Below are 14,942 nucleotides of genomic sequence, written 5' to 3' on the forward strand. Positions count from 1 at the left end.
CCTGGGGGCGGATTCGAACCACCGACACGCGGATTTTCAATCCGCTGCTCTACCAACTGAGCTACCCAGGCCCTCAGCCCGCCGCGCGGGAGGTGGCGTCTATAGAAGAGGCGACCGGCGAAGTCCAGCGACCGCGGCGGAGGAATTTCGGGGCGCCCATTCCCGCCTGTCCGCGCCCTATTCCTCGCTGGAATCTTCGTCGGGCAGGCCCTCGTCCTCCTCGGACGGGATGGCGTAGCCGCCGGAGAGCCAGCGCTGCAGGTCGACGTCGGCGCAGCGGCGCGAGCAGAACGGCCGGTAGGCCGGATCGACGGGCTTGCCGCAGATGGCGCACCGGGGCTGGACGGAGGGCTCGGTCATGCCGCGGAGACGTCCAGCCGCTCGCGCGGGCGCACCGGGTCGGCGGTGACGGCGAAGCGCGCGCCGAACCGCTCGGCCAGGCCTTGGACCAGCGGCTCCGCCGCCTTGGCGACATCGGGCGCGCAGGCGGCAGCCAGGCGGGCGCCGGGCTGGGCGGCGGCCTCGTCCTCCAGCCGGCGGACAAGGCGCTGGGCGAGCGTGCGGGCGCTGAGGCCGCCGGTCGCGTCGGCGAGGCGTTCGGCGAGCGGGCGGGTGCGCCGCGGGATCGACAGCTCCATGGTCCCGAAACGCCCGACCGGGCCGATCGCGACGCCGGGGTTGTCCGGCGCGAAGGCGAGCCGCGCGGCGGCCAGCAGGGCCGCGCCGTCGTGGCCGCGGCCGACGAGGTCCAGCACGACAAGACCGCCCAGGCTCTTCAGCCGCAGGAGCCGCGCGGCCTCCCCGAGCGCCGCGAGGTTGGCCTGGCGCGCCGCGCGCTTGGCGTCGGCGCCCTTGCGCTCCCCGAGGTCGACGTCGATGGCGGTGAGCGCGCGGGTGGGCTCGATGGCGAGCGCGCCGCCGCCCGGGAGCGGGTGGATCGTCTCCAGCGCCTCGGCCTCGGCCTCGTCGGCGGCGGCGCGCGCCGCGCGGCCCCCGGCGGGGTCGGCGTCACGAACGATGGCGCGCAGGATGTCGGCGACGCCGGGCGGCGCCTGGAGAAGCCGCGGCGCGCCCTCCCCGCGCCCGAGTTCGCGGGCCACGGCCAGCTTGCCGGCGCGCGGTTCGCTGCGGATCTCCACCTCGACGGCCGCGCCGCGGACCGGGCGTGCGTCCGGCTTGAAGGGGAGGATGGCCTCGAGCCCGCCGCCGAGGTCGAGGAAGGCCGTCGCGACCGCCGGCTCCACGCTGGCCACGCGGGCCACGAGCCTCGCACCGAGGCTGAGGCGGGGGTCGTCGTCGTCGCGCACGAGGATCAGCCGCTCGGGTCGCCCGTCGAGGGTGACGACGCCGCGGGTCTCGCCCACGCTGCGGTCGAGGAAGATCGCGCGCTGGCTCATGACCGGCGGAATCCCAGGCCTTCGAGGAGGTTCGCGGTCTCGTAGAGCGGCAGGCCCACGACGCCCGAATAGGAGCCCTGGAGCGCGATGACCAGGGCGCCGGCGCGGCCCTGGATGGCGTAGCCGCCGGCCTTGCCGATCCCCTCCCCGCACGCGACGTAGGCGTCGACGTCGGCGGCGCTCAGGCGCTTGAAGTGGACGCGGCTCTCCACGAGGCGCGCGGCCGACCGGCCGTCCGGCGCCGCCACCGCGATCCCGGTGAGGACGCGATGCGCCCGGCCCGACAGCAGCGCCAGGCAGGTGCGAACCTCGGCGGCGGCCTCCGCTTTCGGCAGCACGCGGCGGCCGACCGCGACCACCGTGTCGGCCGCCACCACGTAGGCCCCGTCGTGGCGCGCGGCGACACAGGCCGCCTTGGCCCGCGCGAGGCGCAGCGCCAACTGGCGCGGGGTTTCCTGGTGGAGCGGGGTTTCGTCCAGTTCGGCGGCGTCGACCGCGTCGGGGATGACGCCGATCTGGCTCAGCAGGTCGAGCCGGCGCGGGCTCGCGGAGGCCAGGACGAGGCGCTGCTCAGAAGACAAGTCGAGCGCCTCGGTCAGGTCAGCGGACGCGGAAGGTGATGCGGCCCTTGGTCAGGTCGTAGGGCGTCATCTCCACGAGCACCTTGTCGCCGGCGGAAACCCGGATGCGGTTCTTGCGCATCTTGCCCGCGGTGTGGGCGATGATCTCGTGATCGTTCTCGAGCTTCACGCGGAACGTCGCGTTGGGCAGCACTTCGCTGACCGTGCCCGGAAACTCCAGCAGTTCTTCCTTCGCCATGCGGCTCCTTGATCCTTCTCACATACGACGACGGCTCGCGCCGTCTGGCTGCGAGCCGCACATCTGCGACGCGGAATATAGCGCATCGCGCAGGCAAAGGTCGATACGGCCGCGCGTCAGCGTCCGAAACGCGTCCGGATCCGCTGCGCGAGGCCGTCCCGCACCTGCCGGTACGACTCGAGCCGGTGGTCGCGGGAGCCCTCGACGAGGGTCGGGTCCATCGTCGGCCAGTACTCGATCTCGGCGTCGCGGCCGCGGGCGATCTCGATCGCCCGGTGCTGGGCCTCGGGGGTGAGCGAGATGACGAGGTCGAACGAGTCGTCCTCGAGGTCGTCGAAGATCTTGCAGCGGTGACGGGTGAGGTCGACGCCCAGCTCCAGCATGACCGCCGCGGCGAGCGGATCCACCTCCATGTCGTCCTCGTCGGGGTCGAACCTGGCGCGGCGCAGGCCGCAACTGTCGACGAAGATCCGCGTGCCGACGATGTGCTTGAGCAGCGACTCGGCCATCGGCGAGCGCACCTGATTGTAGTTGCAGCAGAAGAGGACCGCGTCCGGGAGCCGTTCGCCGGGGTCGTCCGACATGCCCCGTCAGCCCCGCCAGTGCAGGGCGCAGATCAGCGTGAAGAGGCGCCGCGCCGTGTCGAGGTCCGTCTCGATCTTGCCGGAGAGCCGGGTCTGCAGAAGCTCCGACGCCTCGTTGTGCAGGCCGCGGCGGCCCATGTCCAAGGCCTCGATCTGCTGCGGCGTCGAGTTGCGGATCGCCTGGTAGTAGCTGTCGCAGATCATGAAGTAGTCCTTGATCAGCGTCCGGAACGGCGACAGCGACAGGATGTGGCGGCGTTCGTAGGTCGGGCCGCGGATATCGAGGACCAGGCGGTTCTCGAGCAGGCCCATGCGCAGGTCGTAAGGGCCGCCCTCGGCGCCTTCCGGATGGAAGAAGTTCTCCTCCAGGAGGTCGAAGATCGCGATCTGGCGTTCCTGCTCCTGGTCGCGCGAAACCGCGGCGAGCGACTCTTCGTCGAGCTCGACCTTCTGGAGGCGGTGGGTCTTTCGCGCGTCGTCGGCCATGGGTCTGAGCGGAGCTTTATTGCAAACCGGGGGCGGTCGTCATCCCGCTGCGTGGAAGCTGGGCCTTGGATACGGAAAAAGGCGCGGCCCGGCGGCAGCGCCACGCCGGACGCGAGCCGTTCAGTCGGGCGGGCGGACGCCGTCGCCGAACGCGCGCGGCTCGTCGAAGCGCGCGCGCTGTTCCTCCAGGGGCTCCGCCGTGACGGGCGTCGTCTTCACGGGCGTGAAGATGCCCTCGTCGTCCAGCGCGTTCTTGAGCCGGCGGTTGAACTCGCGGCCCACCTTCCACTGCCACTTGGGCTGGGTGGTCATGCGCGCCTTCAGCCAGACCGCGTTGTCGGTGAGCCGGTCGACGCCCATCACCTCGCAGGGCCGGGTGATCAGCTTGCCGAGCTCGGGGTCCTTGGCGAGGTCGTCGCCGATGCGCTGCAGGATGGCGAGCGCCGCGTCGACGTCGCTGTCGTAGCTGATCGGGATCTCGACGACGTAGGACGAGAAGAGCTTCGTCCGGTTGTGGATCACCTGGGCCTCGCTGTAGGGGAAGATGTGCAGCGTGCCATCGGCGTCGCGCAGGCGGATCGTCCGCAGCGTCATCGCCTCGACCGTGCCGGCGCCCTCCCCGATCCGCACGTTGTCGCCCACCGAGACGACGTCCTCGGCGACGAGGAAGAGCCCGGTCAGGAAGTCCTTCACCAGGGTCTGGGCCCCGAAGCCCACCGCGATGCCGACCACGCCGGCGCTGGCCAGGATGGGGCCGACCTTGAGGCCGACCTCCGACAGGAAGGTGATCAGCCCGACCACGATGATGACGGCCTGCGCCGAGCCGCGCAGCAGCGGCGCCAGCGTGCGCAACTGGGCCGACCGGCGCAGGTCGGCGCTGCGGCCGGCGAAGCCCTCGACCAGGCGCGTGATGACGAAGCCGCTCCCTTCGACCAGCGCGCTGACGAGGACCACGATGAGCACCAGGCGCACCAGGCGCGCGCCTGCCTCGCCGGACAGGAACGTCCAGGGGTCGATTCCCCAGACCCCCATCACCATCAGGCCGGCGGCCAGCAGCACGGCCAGGCGAACGAGCGTCCAGGTCAGGCCGGCGGCCTTTTGGGCGCGGCTGTCTTCCGGGAGGTCGCCGGGCGCCTTGGCGACGAACAGCGCCATCAGGCGGTCGATGCCGCGCTTCAGGAGCCAGATCGCCCCCAGCGCGAAGAGCACCACCGCGGCGGAGACCAGCGCGTTGATGCCCGTCTCGCGGGCGTCGAGATGGATCAGTTGATCCCAGGCGCGGTCGCCGAATCCGAGGATCTGTTCGGCGAGGCTGGGCTGAACGGCTTCGGCGGCGGCCGGCGTGGCCGCCGACGGTGGTGTTGCAACAGGCACAGAAGCTCCTCGACCGCCCCAGGCGGCAACGCCCCGCCGACGGCGAAGGTTCCGCCCGCTAGCGTCCCTGCCCGAGCCGGATCGCGGCGGACCGGGCGTGCGCGGGCAGGCCTTCCGCCTCGGCCAGCGCGATCGTCGCGGGCGCCAGGGCGGCGAACGAGGCCGCGTCGCACTTCACGATCGAGGTGCGCTTGAGGAAGTCATGGAGGGAGAGGCCCGAGGAGAACCGCGCCGCGCGGCTGGTGGGCAGCACATGGTTGGAGCCGGCCACGTAGTCGCCGACCGCCTCGGGGGCGTGGCGGCCCAGGAAGATGGCGCCGGCGTGCCGGACGCGGTCGGCCAGGCGCTCGGGATGGTCCAGGGCGAACTCGACGTGCTCGGGGGCGATCTGGTCCACCAGCGCCGGGCTCTCGTCGAGGGGCGCGATGACCACCGCGCCGTGGGTTTCCCAAGAGGCGCGCGCATCGGCGCCGGTGGCCAGCGCCGAGAGCTGCACCTCGACGGCCGCCTCGACCCGGGCGGCGAAGGCCGCGTCGTCGGTGATGAGGATGGATTGCGCGGCGGGGTCGTGCTCGGCCTGCGAGAGCAGGTCGGCGGCGATCCAGTCCGGGTCGTTCGCGCCGTCGGCGACCACCACGATCTCCGACGGGCCGGCCAGGGCGTCGATGCCGACCGCGCCGTAGACGCGCCGCTTGGCCGCCGTGACGAAGGCGTTGCCGGGTCCCACGATCTTGTCGACCGGGCGGATCGGGCCGGCGCCATAGGCCAGCGCGGCCACGGCCTGCGCCCCGCCGACGCGCCAGATCTCGGTCACGCCCGCTTCCTTCGCCGCAGCCAGCACCGCCGGTTGCAGGCGGCCCGGCGGCGTGACCATGGCGATCCGCCCGACCCCGGCCGCGGCGGCGGGCACGGCGTTCATCAGGACCGTCGAGGGATAGGCGGCGCGTCCGCCGGGGACGTAGATCCCCACCGCCTCCAGCGGCCCCCAGCGCCAGCCCAGCTCGACGCCCGCCGCGTCCACGAAGCGTTGGTCGGCCGGGCGCTGGCGCTCGTGGTAGGCGCGGATCCGCGCGGCGGCGAAGGCGATCGCCTCGCGCACCTCCGCCGAACAGGCCGCGGCCCCCTCGGCGATCTCCGCGGCGCTCACCCGCAGGGTGGCCTCGGTCAACTCGACCTTGTCGAACTCGCGGGCGTAGCGCAGCAGCGCGCTCACGCCCTCGGCGCGGACCGCGGCCAGCACGTCCCGGACGATCGCGTCCACCTCCTCGGGCGTCTCGCGCCGTTCGGCCACGAAGGCGGAGAAGGTGTCGGAGAAGCCCGGTTGGTCGAAGCGGAAGCGGCGCATGGCGCGGCTCTCTTAGCGGCGCGCGCCCGCCAACGCCATGCGTGTCAGGAATCGTGCGCCGGCGCGCGGGGGGTCGGCCAGGGCTGCGAGACGTCGGCCAGGATCGCGTCGATGCACTCGATCTCGGCCCGCAGGTCGCCGCCGCCGGCGAAGCTCAGCGTCAGGACCCCGCCCGGCGGCTCGCCGGCGTCGAAGGCGATGGTCAGCAGCTCGACCACCGCATCCTTGCGCTCGCGCCGGATCCTGCGCGCCTTGAGGTCCAGGATCCCGCCGACCTGCAGCGCCGAGCGCACGCGCTGGCGCTCGCCCGCCTCCCAGCGATAGCGGTTGAACGCGATCGTCAGCCGCCGCGCCCGCGCCTCGAAGGCGATGTCGCCCACCTTGGCCACGGCGTCCTGCAAGGCGGCCGAGATCACCGCGAGGTCGTCCGGATCCTGCGCGAGGAGATGTAGCGGCGCGGCCTGGGGCATCGGCTACTCGACCTCCTCGCCGCCGTCGCCCTTCAGGCGACGCACCTGGGCCCCGCAGGCGCCGAGCTTTTCCTCGAGCCGCTCGAACCCGCGATCCAGGTGGTAGACGCGGTTGACGATGGTCTCGCCGCGCGCGGCCAGGCCCGCGATCACCAGGCTGACGGACGCCCGCAGGTCGGTGGCCATCACCTGGGCCCCCTCGAGCGACTCCACGCCGCGCACGCGCGCCTCGCCGCCATGCACCGAGATGTCGGCCCCCAGCCGGCCCAGTTCGGGCACGTGCATGAAGCGGTTCTCGAAGATCGTCTCGCGGATCACGCTCTCGCCCTCGGCCAGCGACATCAGCGCCATGAACTGCGCCTGCAGGTCGGTCGCGAAGCCGGGATAGGGATCGGTGGTGATCTCGACGGCCTTCAGGCGCCCGCCGTTGCGCTTCACCGTCAGGCCGTCGTTGTGGGGCGTCACCTCGACGCCCGCCTCGACCATCTTGTCGATCAGCGCCTGGATGAAGTCGCTGCGGGTGCGGGTCAGCCGCACCTCCCCGCCCGCCATGGCGGCGGCCAGCGCGTAGGTGCCGGTCTCGATGCGGTCGGGCAGCACGGCGTGCGTGGCGCCCGACAGGCGGCTCACGCCCTGGATGGTGATGGTCGGCGTGCCCGCGCCGCTGACCTTCGCGCCCATCCGGTTCAGGCATTCGGCCAGGTCGGTGATCTCGGGCTCGCAGGCGGCGTTGGTCATCACCGTCTCGCCGTGCGCGAGCACGGCGGCCAGCAGAGTGTGCTCGGTCGCGCCGACCGAGACGAAGGGGAACTCCACCTGCCCGCCCTGCAGGCCGCGCGGGGCCTGGGCGTACACGTAGCCCTCGTGCAGGTCGATCTTCGCGCCCAGCGCTTCCAGCGCCTTCAGGTGCAGGTCGACGGGCCGCGCCCCGATGGTGCAGCCGCCGGGCAGCGACACCTTGGCCTGCCCGCTGCGCGCCAGCAGCGGGCCCAGCACGTTGAACGACGCCCGCATCTGGCGCACGAGGTCGTAGGGCGCGAAGCCGCTGACGATCTCGCGCGTGGTCAGCAGCGTCTCCGGCCCCTCCGCGCCGTCCGATTCGACCACCTCGGTCCCCAGGCGCTGCAACAGCCGGCCCAGGAACCGCGTGTCCGCCAGCCGCGGCATGTTGGTGAGGCGCAGCGGCTCCTCGGTGAGCAGGCTCGCCGCCATGAGCTTGATGGCCGAGTTCTTGGCGCCGCTGATGGGGATTTCCCCATTCAGCCGGGCGCCGCCGGTGATGGCGATGCGATCCAATCGGGTTCCTAACGAAGCACGCGCGGGGCCGCGTCCCACGGCGCCCATCCTCGCCGATATCTAGCGTGCCGCGCGCGGGCCCGCAAAGTGCTCAATCCGCGTCGCTTTCGTGTGCTTTCGGTCGAGGCGGCGCGGCCCCGGCGGCCTTCCGGCGGCGCAGGTTGGTCCGCAGCGCCTGGGCAAGCTTCGCCTCGCGCGATTCGCGCTCGTTCGGCTTGTCCTCGGGACGCTCGGGCATGGCGATGAGGTGCGGCGAGGCGTCCCGCCCGTCAAGCGCGTGGGTGTCGATTTGGGGCTTCACGCCGCGCCCGGCTCCCGCTATAGCGCCCGCCTTCGCCGCCGTAGCTCAGTGGTAGAGCGCATCCTTGGTAAGGCTGAGGTCGGCAGTTCAATCCTGCCCGGCGGCACCAGCGGAAGAGCCCGGACACGCGTTCGGGCTCTTCCGACCTCCTCATGAAACAGATTCATTTGACCCCGGCGCCGGCGGTCGCTCCCGTTCGGCCGCGGCTTGCGCGCCCCGGAGGCGGACGAGCGGCCGATCCTTGCAAAGTCCGCGGAAGTATAATTATACCCGGATATATTTGATGCGCCGCCGTCGGCGCGGCATGCCTCCAGCGGAACCCGATGACCGACACCGCCACCTTCACCGCCTTCGTCGGCCACCGGATCCTGGCGTCGGGCGACCTCGCCGCCGTGGCGGCGGCCGCCGCGGCGTCGCCCGACCCGGCCCTCGTGTTCGACGACCTCACGGGACGCATCGTGGAGCTCGACCTGCGCAAGGGCCCGGAGCATGCCGCGTCCGAACTCCGCGCCCGGACGGCCCCGCCTGCGGACGATGAGGCCCCGGCTCGGCAGGGCCGCGGACGGCCCCGGCTCGGCGTCGTCGCCCGGGAGGTGACGTTGCTGCCGCGCCACTGGGCGTGGCTGGCGGACCAGCCCGGCGGCGCGTCCGCCGCCCTGCGGCGCCTGGTCGAGGACGCCCGCCGCGACCCGGCGGCCGCCGACCGCAAGGTCCGGGAGACCGCCTATCGCGTCATGACCGTGCTGGCGGGCGACCTCCCCGGCTACGAGGACGCCGCCCGCGCCCTGTTCGCCGGCGACGCAGCCCGCCTCGCCGAGCTCGCAGGCGTCTGGCCGGCGGACGTCGCGGCCTACGTCCGCGGGTTCTATCCGCCCTCCTGAGCGCGCGGCGCCGGCGGCGCGGGCTGCGCCCGGCAGGCGATGCTGAAGGTGAAGCTCGCCCCGAGGCCGAGGCCGCCCTGGTACTGGCGGTCGCACTGGGCGGCGTGGTCGCTCAGCAGCTTCAGCACCTCCGCATCGCCGGGCCGCCCCGGCAGCGACGCGCAGCCGCAAAGGCCGAGCGCGAGCCCGGCCGCCATCATCGTTCTCATGTCGTGTCTCCTAACTGTTCGGCGTGGCGGGCGGGCTGGCGGCGACGGGCCGCGCCGTCTCGAGCCGCTCCAGCCGTCCGGAATTGGCGGTCCACACCTGCGCCAGCGCCCAGGCGAGCAGGGCCGCCACGACACCCCAGGTGCGGCTCTTCAGCCCCTCGACGGCGGCCAGCGTGGACGCCGCCGTGGACTTGATCTCGGCGAGCCGCTCCTCGCAGCGGGCCTCGTGATCGGTGATGCGCTGCTCGAGGGCGGCCAGGCGTTCGGACGGCGTGGCCATCAGAACGGGGCTTTCAGTCCCGCCTCCACGCCCTTGGTGGTCGTGGTGCTCCGGCTCGATTGGGTTCCCTGCTCCTGCTGCCCGATGAACAGGTTCAGGGGCAGGCCGGACAGCGCCGCGACGATCTGCTGCGTGGTGGTCACCGGCGCCTGGAGTTGTTCGTTCTCCACGCCCCGCATCATCGTTCCGAGCTCGGCGCGCGTAGCCAGGTTCGCGCGGCGATTGACGTCGAGGCCGGCCGCGATCCCGGCGAGCTGGTCGGCGGCCGCCAGCTTCTGCTGGTTGGCCTGGAGCCCGAAGCCGAACCTGTTCGCCTGGTCCTGCAGCTTGAGCTGGGCGTTGCCGATCCGCGCCTGCGTGGCGCGCTCGGCGTCTCCGGCCGCCGCCCCCAGCGCGCTGTCGTAGGCCTGCGATCTCAGCCCCGAAAGCGTGCTCGCCCGCGCCCGGGCCAGTTCGCCTTCGGTCATGCTCTGCGTCAGCGCCGCGCCGGATCCCCCGAACGCGCCCGACCCGGCGAGATCCAGCGCCTGCTGCGCGCGGACCTGCCCGGCGTTGGCGTCGAAGTCCGCCGCGCTCGCGTCCACGACTTCGGCGAGATAGGGGTTCAGGTACTTGCCGACGTAGTCGTAGGCTTTGCCGCCGGACGCGAAGGGCGTGTCCGCCGCCAGGAACGGCTGGGCCCAGCCCGTGTACGCGGCGTCGCGCGTCAGGTCGGTCGCGTGGGCGAAGTTGCCGTTGTAGCCGTCGAGCTCGCTCGCGTCCCACGCCGCCTGCTGCTGCAGCGGGTTCGGCCCCGCGACGAGCGACTGCGGATCCACGCCCAGCAGGCTGTTGATCCGGCCGGCGGCGCCCTGCACGACGTCGCTGGTCCACGGCGGCGCGATGGGCGTCGTGGTCCTGTTGAATGTGCCCGACGAGTTGCTGGCGCTCTTGCTGCCGCTCACGCCGAAGTTGAACATCCGATCGAGGTCCGACAAGGCATCCTCCTGTTTTTCCTGAAATTTAGCGCTCGCCCGCCCGGGCGACGTCGAAGGTCGGCTGGCCGATGCGGCAGCCCGTGGGCGCGCTGTCGCCCGAGAAGCGCAGGGCGAAGAGCCGCCCGCTCAGCAGCAGGTCGGCCTTGGCGTCCGAAGCCGCCATCGCGACGGCCTGCGAGGCCGTGACCGGCCCCTGCGGATAGAGGCGCGCCGAGGCGCCGACGTTCACGGGCCCGATCTGGTCCTTGAAATCCGGCCACAACCCGCGGACCAGCAGCGTCGTCCCGGCGTCGAGATAGCTGTCCGCCGTCTCGATGAACCAGGAGAACGCCCCGCCGTCGGCCGAGCGGCCCTTCTCGTGCAGGAACACGGCCCCGTCGTAGGTCGCGCCGATCGGATAGGCCGACGGGCCGGCGTCCATGAAGGCCGTCCGCGCCATCGCGCCGCGATGCCAGGCCCCGGCGTCGGGGCCGCTGACGGCCAGCGCCACGTAGCGGCTGTTTTCGTAGCCGTCGCGCCGGTCGGGATAGTCGAAGCGGATTTCCGAGAACTCGGCGTTCGACGAGGCGACGATCTTGTCGCCCTGGCTCGCCGCCAGCTCCTCCGCGAAATCGCGTCGGATCGGGCAAGGGATCGGCTCCGGCTGGCCGCCCGGCGCGTATCTGTAGAACTGTCGGTCGGGACTGGCCCAGAACGCCGTCTGCCCCACGATCACCGCCGCGTTCGGCCCGATGAGGCCGCAGTTGCGCCCCACCCGTTCGAACCGCCACGGCTGGTTCAGCGCCCCGACGAACGTGCCGAGGAACAGCGCGTCGCCGGTCCAGACCAGCAGCCACGGGCCGCACATGCGTCCCGCCACGATCCGGCCGCCGCCGGTCAGCACGTACTCCCGCGCGGTCGACCCGCTCGCGCTCGTGCTCCACTGCGTGTTGTTCCGGATCGACGAGTGCCGGATGCACAGCGGGTTGAAGTCGCCCGAGACCTCCTCGTTGCAGCCCAGCGCGAAGACCTGGTAGCCGCCGCTCAGCGGCGCCACGAGCATGTGGGTCACCTGCGCCGGCGCGTTCGCCAGCGCCTGCGCCGCCTGCGCGGTGACGTTGGTCCAGGCGAAGATGGTCTGGTTGCGCGGGCTCGCCAGCAACTGCTGGCCCCACGCGCCGAACGACCAGGTCAGCGGGAAGTAGTCCGTCGTGGAGGGCAGGCCGTAGCCGCCGACGCCGTAGCCGCCGGTGCCGTAGCCCGCGGATCCCGAACCGTCGATCGCGCCCGCCGCGAACCCCGACGCCGGCGTCACGTCGAACAGCTCGCCGCCGCGCCACACGTGCAGGTTCGAATGCGTGCCGAACGCGATGTCGAGCACCCCGTCGTTGTCCGTCCACGGGAAGATCGCGCGGCAGACGCCGGTCAGCGGATCGCTCATCAGCCGCTCCCATCCCCCGATCGTCTCGGGCCGGCCCAGCCGGAAGCGCACGTTCGATCCGTCCGCCCAGCGGCCGCCGGCCGCGTGGGTCGTGTCGTCGCCGTTGAGCCCCGGCGGCAGTTCGAGGGGAATCTTCATCTCGATCTCGCTGTTGAATGGGCCGCGCGCCGCGCCGGACGGCGGCTTGTGTCAGGCGCGCTGAGGCTCCATTGATCCGCGTCCTCTCCAGCCCGCGCTCAAGGTCTCAGGTGTCCGACGCTCTTTCCGCCACGGCCGTCATCCGCGCCGAGCCCGACGGCTACGACATGGCCAAGGTGGAGCTGATGGGGCGGCAGTCGGCGGGGAACGGCTTCCTGCGCGCGGCGGTCCAGGGCCGCGGCGACCACCCGATCTACGGCTTTTCGCCCCTCGCCAGTTCGGCCGACGGCTTCCGGGCCATGGTGCGCAGGATCGACCCGGCCGCCGCGTTCGAGTTCATCCCCGCGCCGCAGCTCGAGCGCATCGGCGGCGTCGGTGTGCTCTACCTGGCCGACTCCACCGTCGCGACCCATGCCCGCCAGCGCCAGCGGGCCGGCCTGACGTCGTTCTCGGTGTGCGGCGTCACGCACACCACGGCCAGCACCACCGCGATGGACGAGATCGTCGGTCTGCTACGCGAACCGGTCGCGCCGTGGGACGCGCTGGTCTGCACCTCGACATCGGTCGTCGAGACTGTCCGCCGCCTGCACGAGCTGGAGCGCGACTACCAGCGCTGGCGCTATGGCGCCGAGATCCGCGGCGAGCCGCCCCAACTCCCGCTGATCCCTCTGGGCGTCCACTGCGACGACTACGCCTGCGACGACGACGCCCGCGTCGCCGCCCGCGCGGCCCTGGGCCTGGAGCCCGACGAGGTGGCCGCCCTGTTCGTGGGGCGGCTCGTCTACCACGCCAAGGCCCACCCTTATCCGATGTTCCGGGGCCTCCAGGCGGCAGCCGAGCGCACCGGCCGCAAGGTGGTCCTCGTCATGGCCGGCTGGTTCCCCAACGAACCCGTGGCCGAGGCCTTCAAGGACGGCGCGCGCCGGTTCGCGCCGGACGTCCGCTGCCTCTGGATCGACGGCCGCAAGCCCGACCTGCGTGACCACTGCTGGGCGGGGTCCGACATCTTCGTCTCGCTGCCCGACAACATCCAGGAGACCTTCGGCCTGACCCCGATCGAGGCCATGGCCGCCGGCCTGCCCGTCGTGGTCAGCGACTGGGACGGCTACAAGGACACCGTGCGTCACGGCGTCGACGGCTTCCGCGTCCGCACCCTGATGCCCCAGGCCGGCATGGGCCAGGCCCTGGCCCGTGCGCTGGAGACCGCCTCGCTCAACTACGACCACTATTCCTGGGCCGCGGCCCAGGCGACGGCGGTCGACATCGCCGACTTCACCGAGGTCGTCTCGGCCCTGATCGAGAACCCCGACATGCGCCGCCGCATGGGCGCCGCCGGCCGCGCCCGCGCCCGCGAAGTCTACGACTGGTCGGTGATCTACCGGCAGTACCAGGCCCTGTGGACCGAGCTGAACGCCCGCCGCCGCTCGGCGGCGAACGATCCCGCGATGCAGGCCTGGATCGCCGCCCTGCCCCGCGCCGCGCCTGCGCGCCCCGACCCGTTCGCCATCTTCGAGCACTACCCGACGGCCACCTTCGGCCGCCACGCCCGCGTCGCGCTGGCGCCCGGCGCGACCCGCGCCGAACTCGACGGCCTGCTGGCCCACCCCCTGTTCGGCGCGCGCGCCAGCACCGACGAAACCACCCGCAGGATCTTCGACGCGCTGCTGGCCGGCGGCGAGCTCACCCTCGCCGAACTCGCCGCGCGCTCCGCGAACAACGAACCCACCGCCCTGCGCAACGCCGCGCTCCTGGCGAAGCTCGGCCTGGCGACCATCCACGCCGCCCCCGGCGCCTGACGGGGCCGGCGCCCGGCCGCCGCCGTCAGGTCCGGCCCGATCCCTCAGCTCAGCGCAAGGACGGACGTGTGCCCCACCGCCTCGCGCCGGGGCCGGATGACGATCTCCACGTCGCAGTCGAGCAGGTTGAGGAAGCTCATCAGCTTCTCGACGGAGAACTGATCGAGGCGGTAGTTCGCGAGGGCGGAGACCTTGGATTGCGGGACATGAAGGATGGCCGCCGCGTCCGTCTGCTTGATGCGACGCGCCTTGAGCAGCGCATTCACCTGCATCGCGAGACGCGTCTTGGTTTGCCGATCCGCCGCATCGGGCAGACCCAGATCGGCGAATACGTTGCCGGTCCCTTCCGTGATGTCATTCGCCATTACCTGCCTGCCTTACTTGCCTGCCTTGCCCTTCGGCCCGGACTGGTGGTGCTCTTCGTAATGATCCCGCGCCGCCCTGAGGCGCCAGGTCACCATGTTCTGGTCGGTCCGGGCGGTCTTCCTTCCAGAGGGCGACTTCTTCTGGAAGGCGTGCAGCACATAGATCACGCCCTCGAAACGCACGGTGTAGAGCGCCCGATACGCGTCACCGTCGAAGCTCTCCACGATCTCGAACACCCCGGCGCCGTCGCCTTTCCAGGGTTTGGCGGAAGGGTGCTTGCCGCCGAGTTGCGCGACGCCCAGCGCATATCCTAGCTCGCTGACGACCTCCTGTGGGAACTCAAGGAGATCAGCCTTCGAGGTGCCCACCCAGTAGACAGGCCTCTCCAGCTGCATGGACGTGGGCCTCGCCATGAGGCTATATATATCAATATGGGTATATACATCAAGCTCAGGGCTGCATCGCCGCGCGGCGATCATAACCTCGCCGAACTCTACCCGCCGCAACCAGTCGAACAGACGAGCGATCCGGCCGCACCTTCGTTCTCGGACATCTAGGTGCTACGGCTTTCCAGTGAACAACCCGGCAAACAGCGACGTGACTGAGGCATACGGCCTCAAGTTTGCCTTCCCGTCGGGGGACACCGTCGTCGGAGCGTTCTTGCGCGACTACGGTGAATTCTCGCGCGTCATCGGAGACTTGGCAGTCGATTTGAAAGGACCATTTCTTGATGTCGGCGCGAATATCGGAACTGTCGCATTACTAGCCGCATCTCGGGGCATAGCCGTCACCGCAGTTGAGCC

The 14,942-nt window shown here is 71.7% G+C and carries 19 protein-coding genes and 1 tRNA gene; 3 read left to right on the plus strand and 17 right to left on the minus strand.

Going from position 1 to position 14,942, the window contains the following annotated elements; all coding sequences use genetic code 11:
* Positions 1-177: 177 nt before the first annotated feature.
* From yacG to JNL41_RS01640, 11 genes are all read right to left on the minus strand, one after another.
* Positions 178-360: a DNA gyrase inhibitor YacG gene (gene yacG, locus JNL41_RS01590; RefSeq protein WP_293472516.1), complete on the minus strand. Its 183-nt coding sequence runs from the start codon at positions 358-360 to the stop codon at positions 178-180.
* On the minus strand, positions 357-1,397 hold the full coding sequence (locus tag JNL41_RS01595; RefSeq protein ID WP_293472517.1) for a ribonuclease E/G: 1,041 nt from the start codon (positions 1,395-1,397) through the stop codon (positions 357-359). The genes yacG and JNL41_RS01595 overlap by 4 nt, the downstream gene beginning before the upstream one ends.
* Entirely contained in the window at positions 1,394-1,978 is a 585-nt protein-coding gene (locus JNL41_RS01600) for a Maf family nucleotide pyrophosphatase (RefSeq protein ID WP_293472518.1), read from the minus strand. Before JNL41_RS01600 ends, JNL41_RS01595 begins: the two co-directional genes overlap by 4 nt.
* A 19-nt stretch (positions 1,979-1,997) precedes the next feature.
* Complete coding sequence (infA, locus tag JNL41_RS01605) at positions 1,998-2,216, minus strand: translation initiation factor IF-1 (protein WP_111458197.1); 219 nt, start codon at positions 2,214-2,216, stop codon at positions 1,998-2,000.
* A 116-nt stretch (positions 2,217-2,332) separates the two neighbouring features.
* On the minus strand, positions 2,333-2,800 hold the full coding sequence (locus tag JNL41_RS01610; RefSeq protein ID WP_293472519.1) for a low molecular weight phosphatase family protein: 468 nt from the start codon (positions 2,798-2,800) through the stop codon (positions 2,333-2,335).
* Between the two features lie 6 nt (positions 2,801-2,806).
* Positions 2,807-3,286, minus strand: a complete 480-nt coding sequence (locus JNL41_RS01615; RefSeq protein ID WP_293472520.1) for a UPF0262 family protein — start codon at positions 3,284-3,286, stop codon at positions 2,807-2,809.
* Positions 3,287-3,406: 120 nt separating this feature from the next.
* Positions 3,407-4,660 carry a mechanosensitive ion channel family protein gene (locus JNL41_RS01620; protein WP_293472521.1) on the minus strand — a complete coding sequence of 418 codons (1,254 nt, stop codon included), beginning with the start codon at positions 4,658-4,660 and terminating at the stop codon, positions 3,407-3,409.
* A 58-nt stretch (positions 4,661-4,718) separates the two neighbouring features.
* A complete protein-coding gene (gene hisD, locus JNL41_RS01625) occupies positions 4,719-6,005 on the minus strand; it encodes a histidinol dehydrogenase (RefSeq protein WP_293472522.1) in 1,287 nt (428 codons plus the stop codon).
* 44 nt (positions 6,006-6,049) lie between these two features.
* Positions 6,050-6,475 carry a DUF2948 family protein gene (locus JNL41_RS01630; RefSeq protein ID WP_293472523.1) on the minus strand — a complete coding sequence of 142 codons (426 nt, stop codon included), beginning with the start codon at positions 6,473-6,475 and terminating at the stop codon, positions 6,050-6,052.
* A gap of 3 nt (positions 6,476-6,478) precedes the next feature.
* Positions 6,479-7,771, minus strand: coding sequence for a UDP-N-acetylglucosamine 1-carboxyvinyltransferase (murA, locus tag JNL41_RS01635; protein WP_293472524.1), 1,293 nt, complete (start codon positions 7,769-7,771; stop codon positions 6,479-6,481).
* 91 nt (positions 7,772-7,862) lie between these two features.
* Entirely contained in the window at positions 7,863-8,072 is a 210-nt protein-coding gene (locus JNL41_RS01640) for a hypothetical protein (protein ID WP_293472525.1), read from the minus strand.
* Positions 8,073-8,106: 34 nt separating this feature from the next.
* Between JNL41_RS01640 and JNL41_RS01645 the strand changes: the two genes are divergently transcribed.
* Together JNL41_RS01645 and JNL41_RS01650 are read left to right on the plus strand one after the other, a co-directional pair.
* Positions 8,107-8,181 (plus strand) — tRNA-Thr (locus tag JNL41_RS01645).
* A gap of 214 nt (positions 8,182-8,395) precedes the next feature.
* Positions 8,396-8,953 carry a DUF2239 family protein gene (locus tag JNL41_RS01650; RefSeq protein WP_293472526.1) on the plus strand — a complete coding sequence of 186 codons (558 nt, stop codon included), beginning with the start codon at positions 8,396-8,398 and terminating at the stop codon, positions 8,951-8,953.
* Here JNL41_RS01650 and JNL41_RS01655 read toward each other — a convergent pair.
* From JNL41_RS01655 to JNL41_RS01670, 4 genes are read right to left on the minus strand one after another with little or no spacing between them, the layout of a single operon-like run.
* Positions 8,938-9,162 carry a hypothetical protein gene (locus JNL41_RS01655; RefSeq protein ID WP_293472527.1) on the minus strand — a complete coding sequence of 75 codons (225 nt, stop codon included), beginning with the start codon at positions 9,160-9,162 and terminating at the stop codon, positions 8,938-8,940. The two genes, JNL41_RS01650 and JNL41_RS01655, sit on opposite strands and share 16 nt — an antisense overlap.
* A gap of 10 nt (positions 9,163-9,172) precedes the next feature.
* Positions 9,173-9,442 (minus strand): hypothetical protein, encoded by a 270-nt coding sequence (locus JNL41_RS01660; RefSeq protein WP_293472528.1) that lies wholly within the window; start codon positions 9,440-9,442, stop codon positions 9,173-9,175.
* On the minus strand, positions 9,442-10,419 hold the full coding sequence (locus JNL41_RS01665; protein WP_293472529.1) for a hypothetical protein: 978 nt from the start codon (positions 10,417-10,419) through the stop codon (positions 9,442-9,444). The genes JNL41_RS01660 and JNL41_RS01665 overlap by 1 nt, the downstream gene beginning before the upstream one ends.
* A 25-nt stretch (positions 10,420-10,444) precedes the next feature.
* Positions 10,445-11,977, minus strand: coding sequence for a hypothetical protein (locus JNL41_RS01670; protein ID WP_293472530.1), 1,533 nt, complete (start codon positions 11,975-11,977; stop codon positions 10,445-10,447).
* 110 nt (positions 11,978-12,087) lie between these two features.
* Here JNL41_RS01670 and JNL41_RS01675 point away from each other — a divergent pair, with 110 nt between their 5' ends.
* Positions 12,088-13,773 (plus strand): glycosyltransferase family 4 protein, encoded by a 1,686-nt coding sequence (locus JNL41_RS01675; RefSeq protein ID WP_293472531.1) that lies wholly within the window; start codon positions 12,088-12,090, stop codon positions 13,771-13,773.
* 44 nt (positions 13,774-13,817) lie between these two features.
* On the opposite strand, the gene JNL41_RS01680 is transcribed toward JNL41_RS01675, so the two are convergent.
* Together JNL41_RS01680 and JNL41_RS01685 are read right to left on the minus strand one after the other, a co-directional pair.
* Positions 13,818-14,138, minus strand: a complete 321-nt coding sequence (locus JNL41_RS01680; protein WP_293472532.1) for a helix-turn-helix transcriptional regulator — start codon at positions 14,136-14,138, stop codon at positions 13,818-13,820.
* A 12-nt stretch (positions 14,139-14,150) separates the two neighbouring features.
* Positions 14,151-14,534, minus strand: coding sequence for a type II toxin-antitoxin system RelE/ParE family toxin (locus JNL41_RS01685; RefSeq protein ID WP_293472533.1), 384 nt, complete (start codon positions 14,532-14,534; stop codon positions 14,151-14,153).
* Between the last annotated feature and the right edge of the window lie 408 nt (positions 14,535-14,942).

The sequence above is a fragment of the Phenylobacterium sp. genome (assembly GCF_016793285.1).
Lineage (GTDB): Bacteria > Pseudomonadota > Alphaproteobacteria > Caulobacterales > Caulobacteraceae > Phenylobacterium.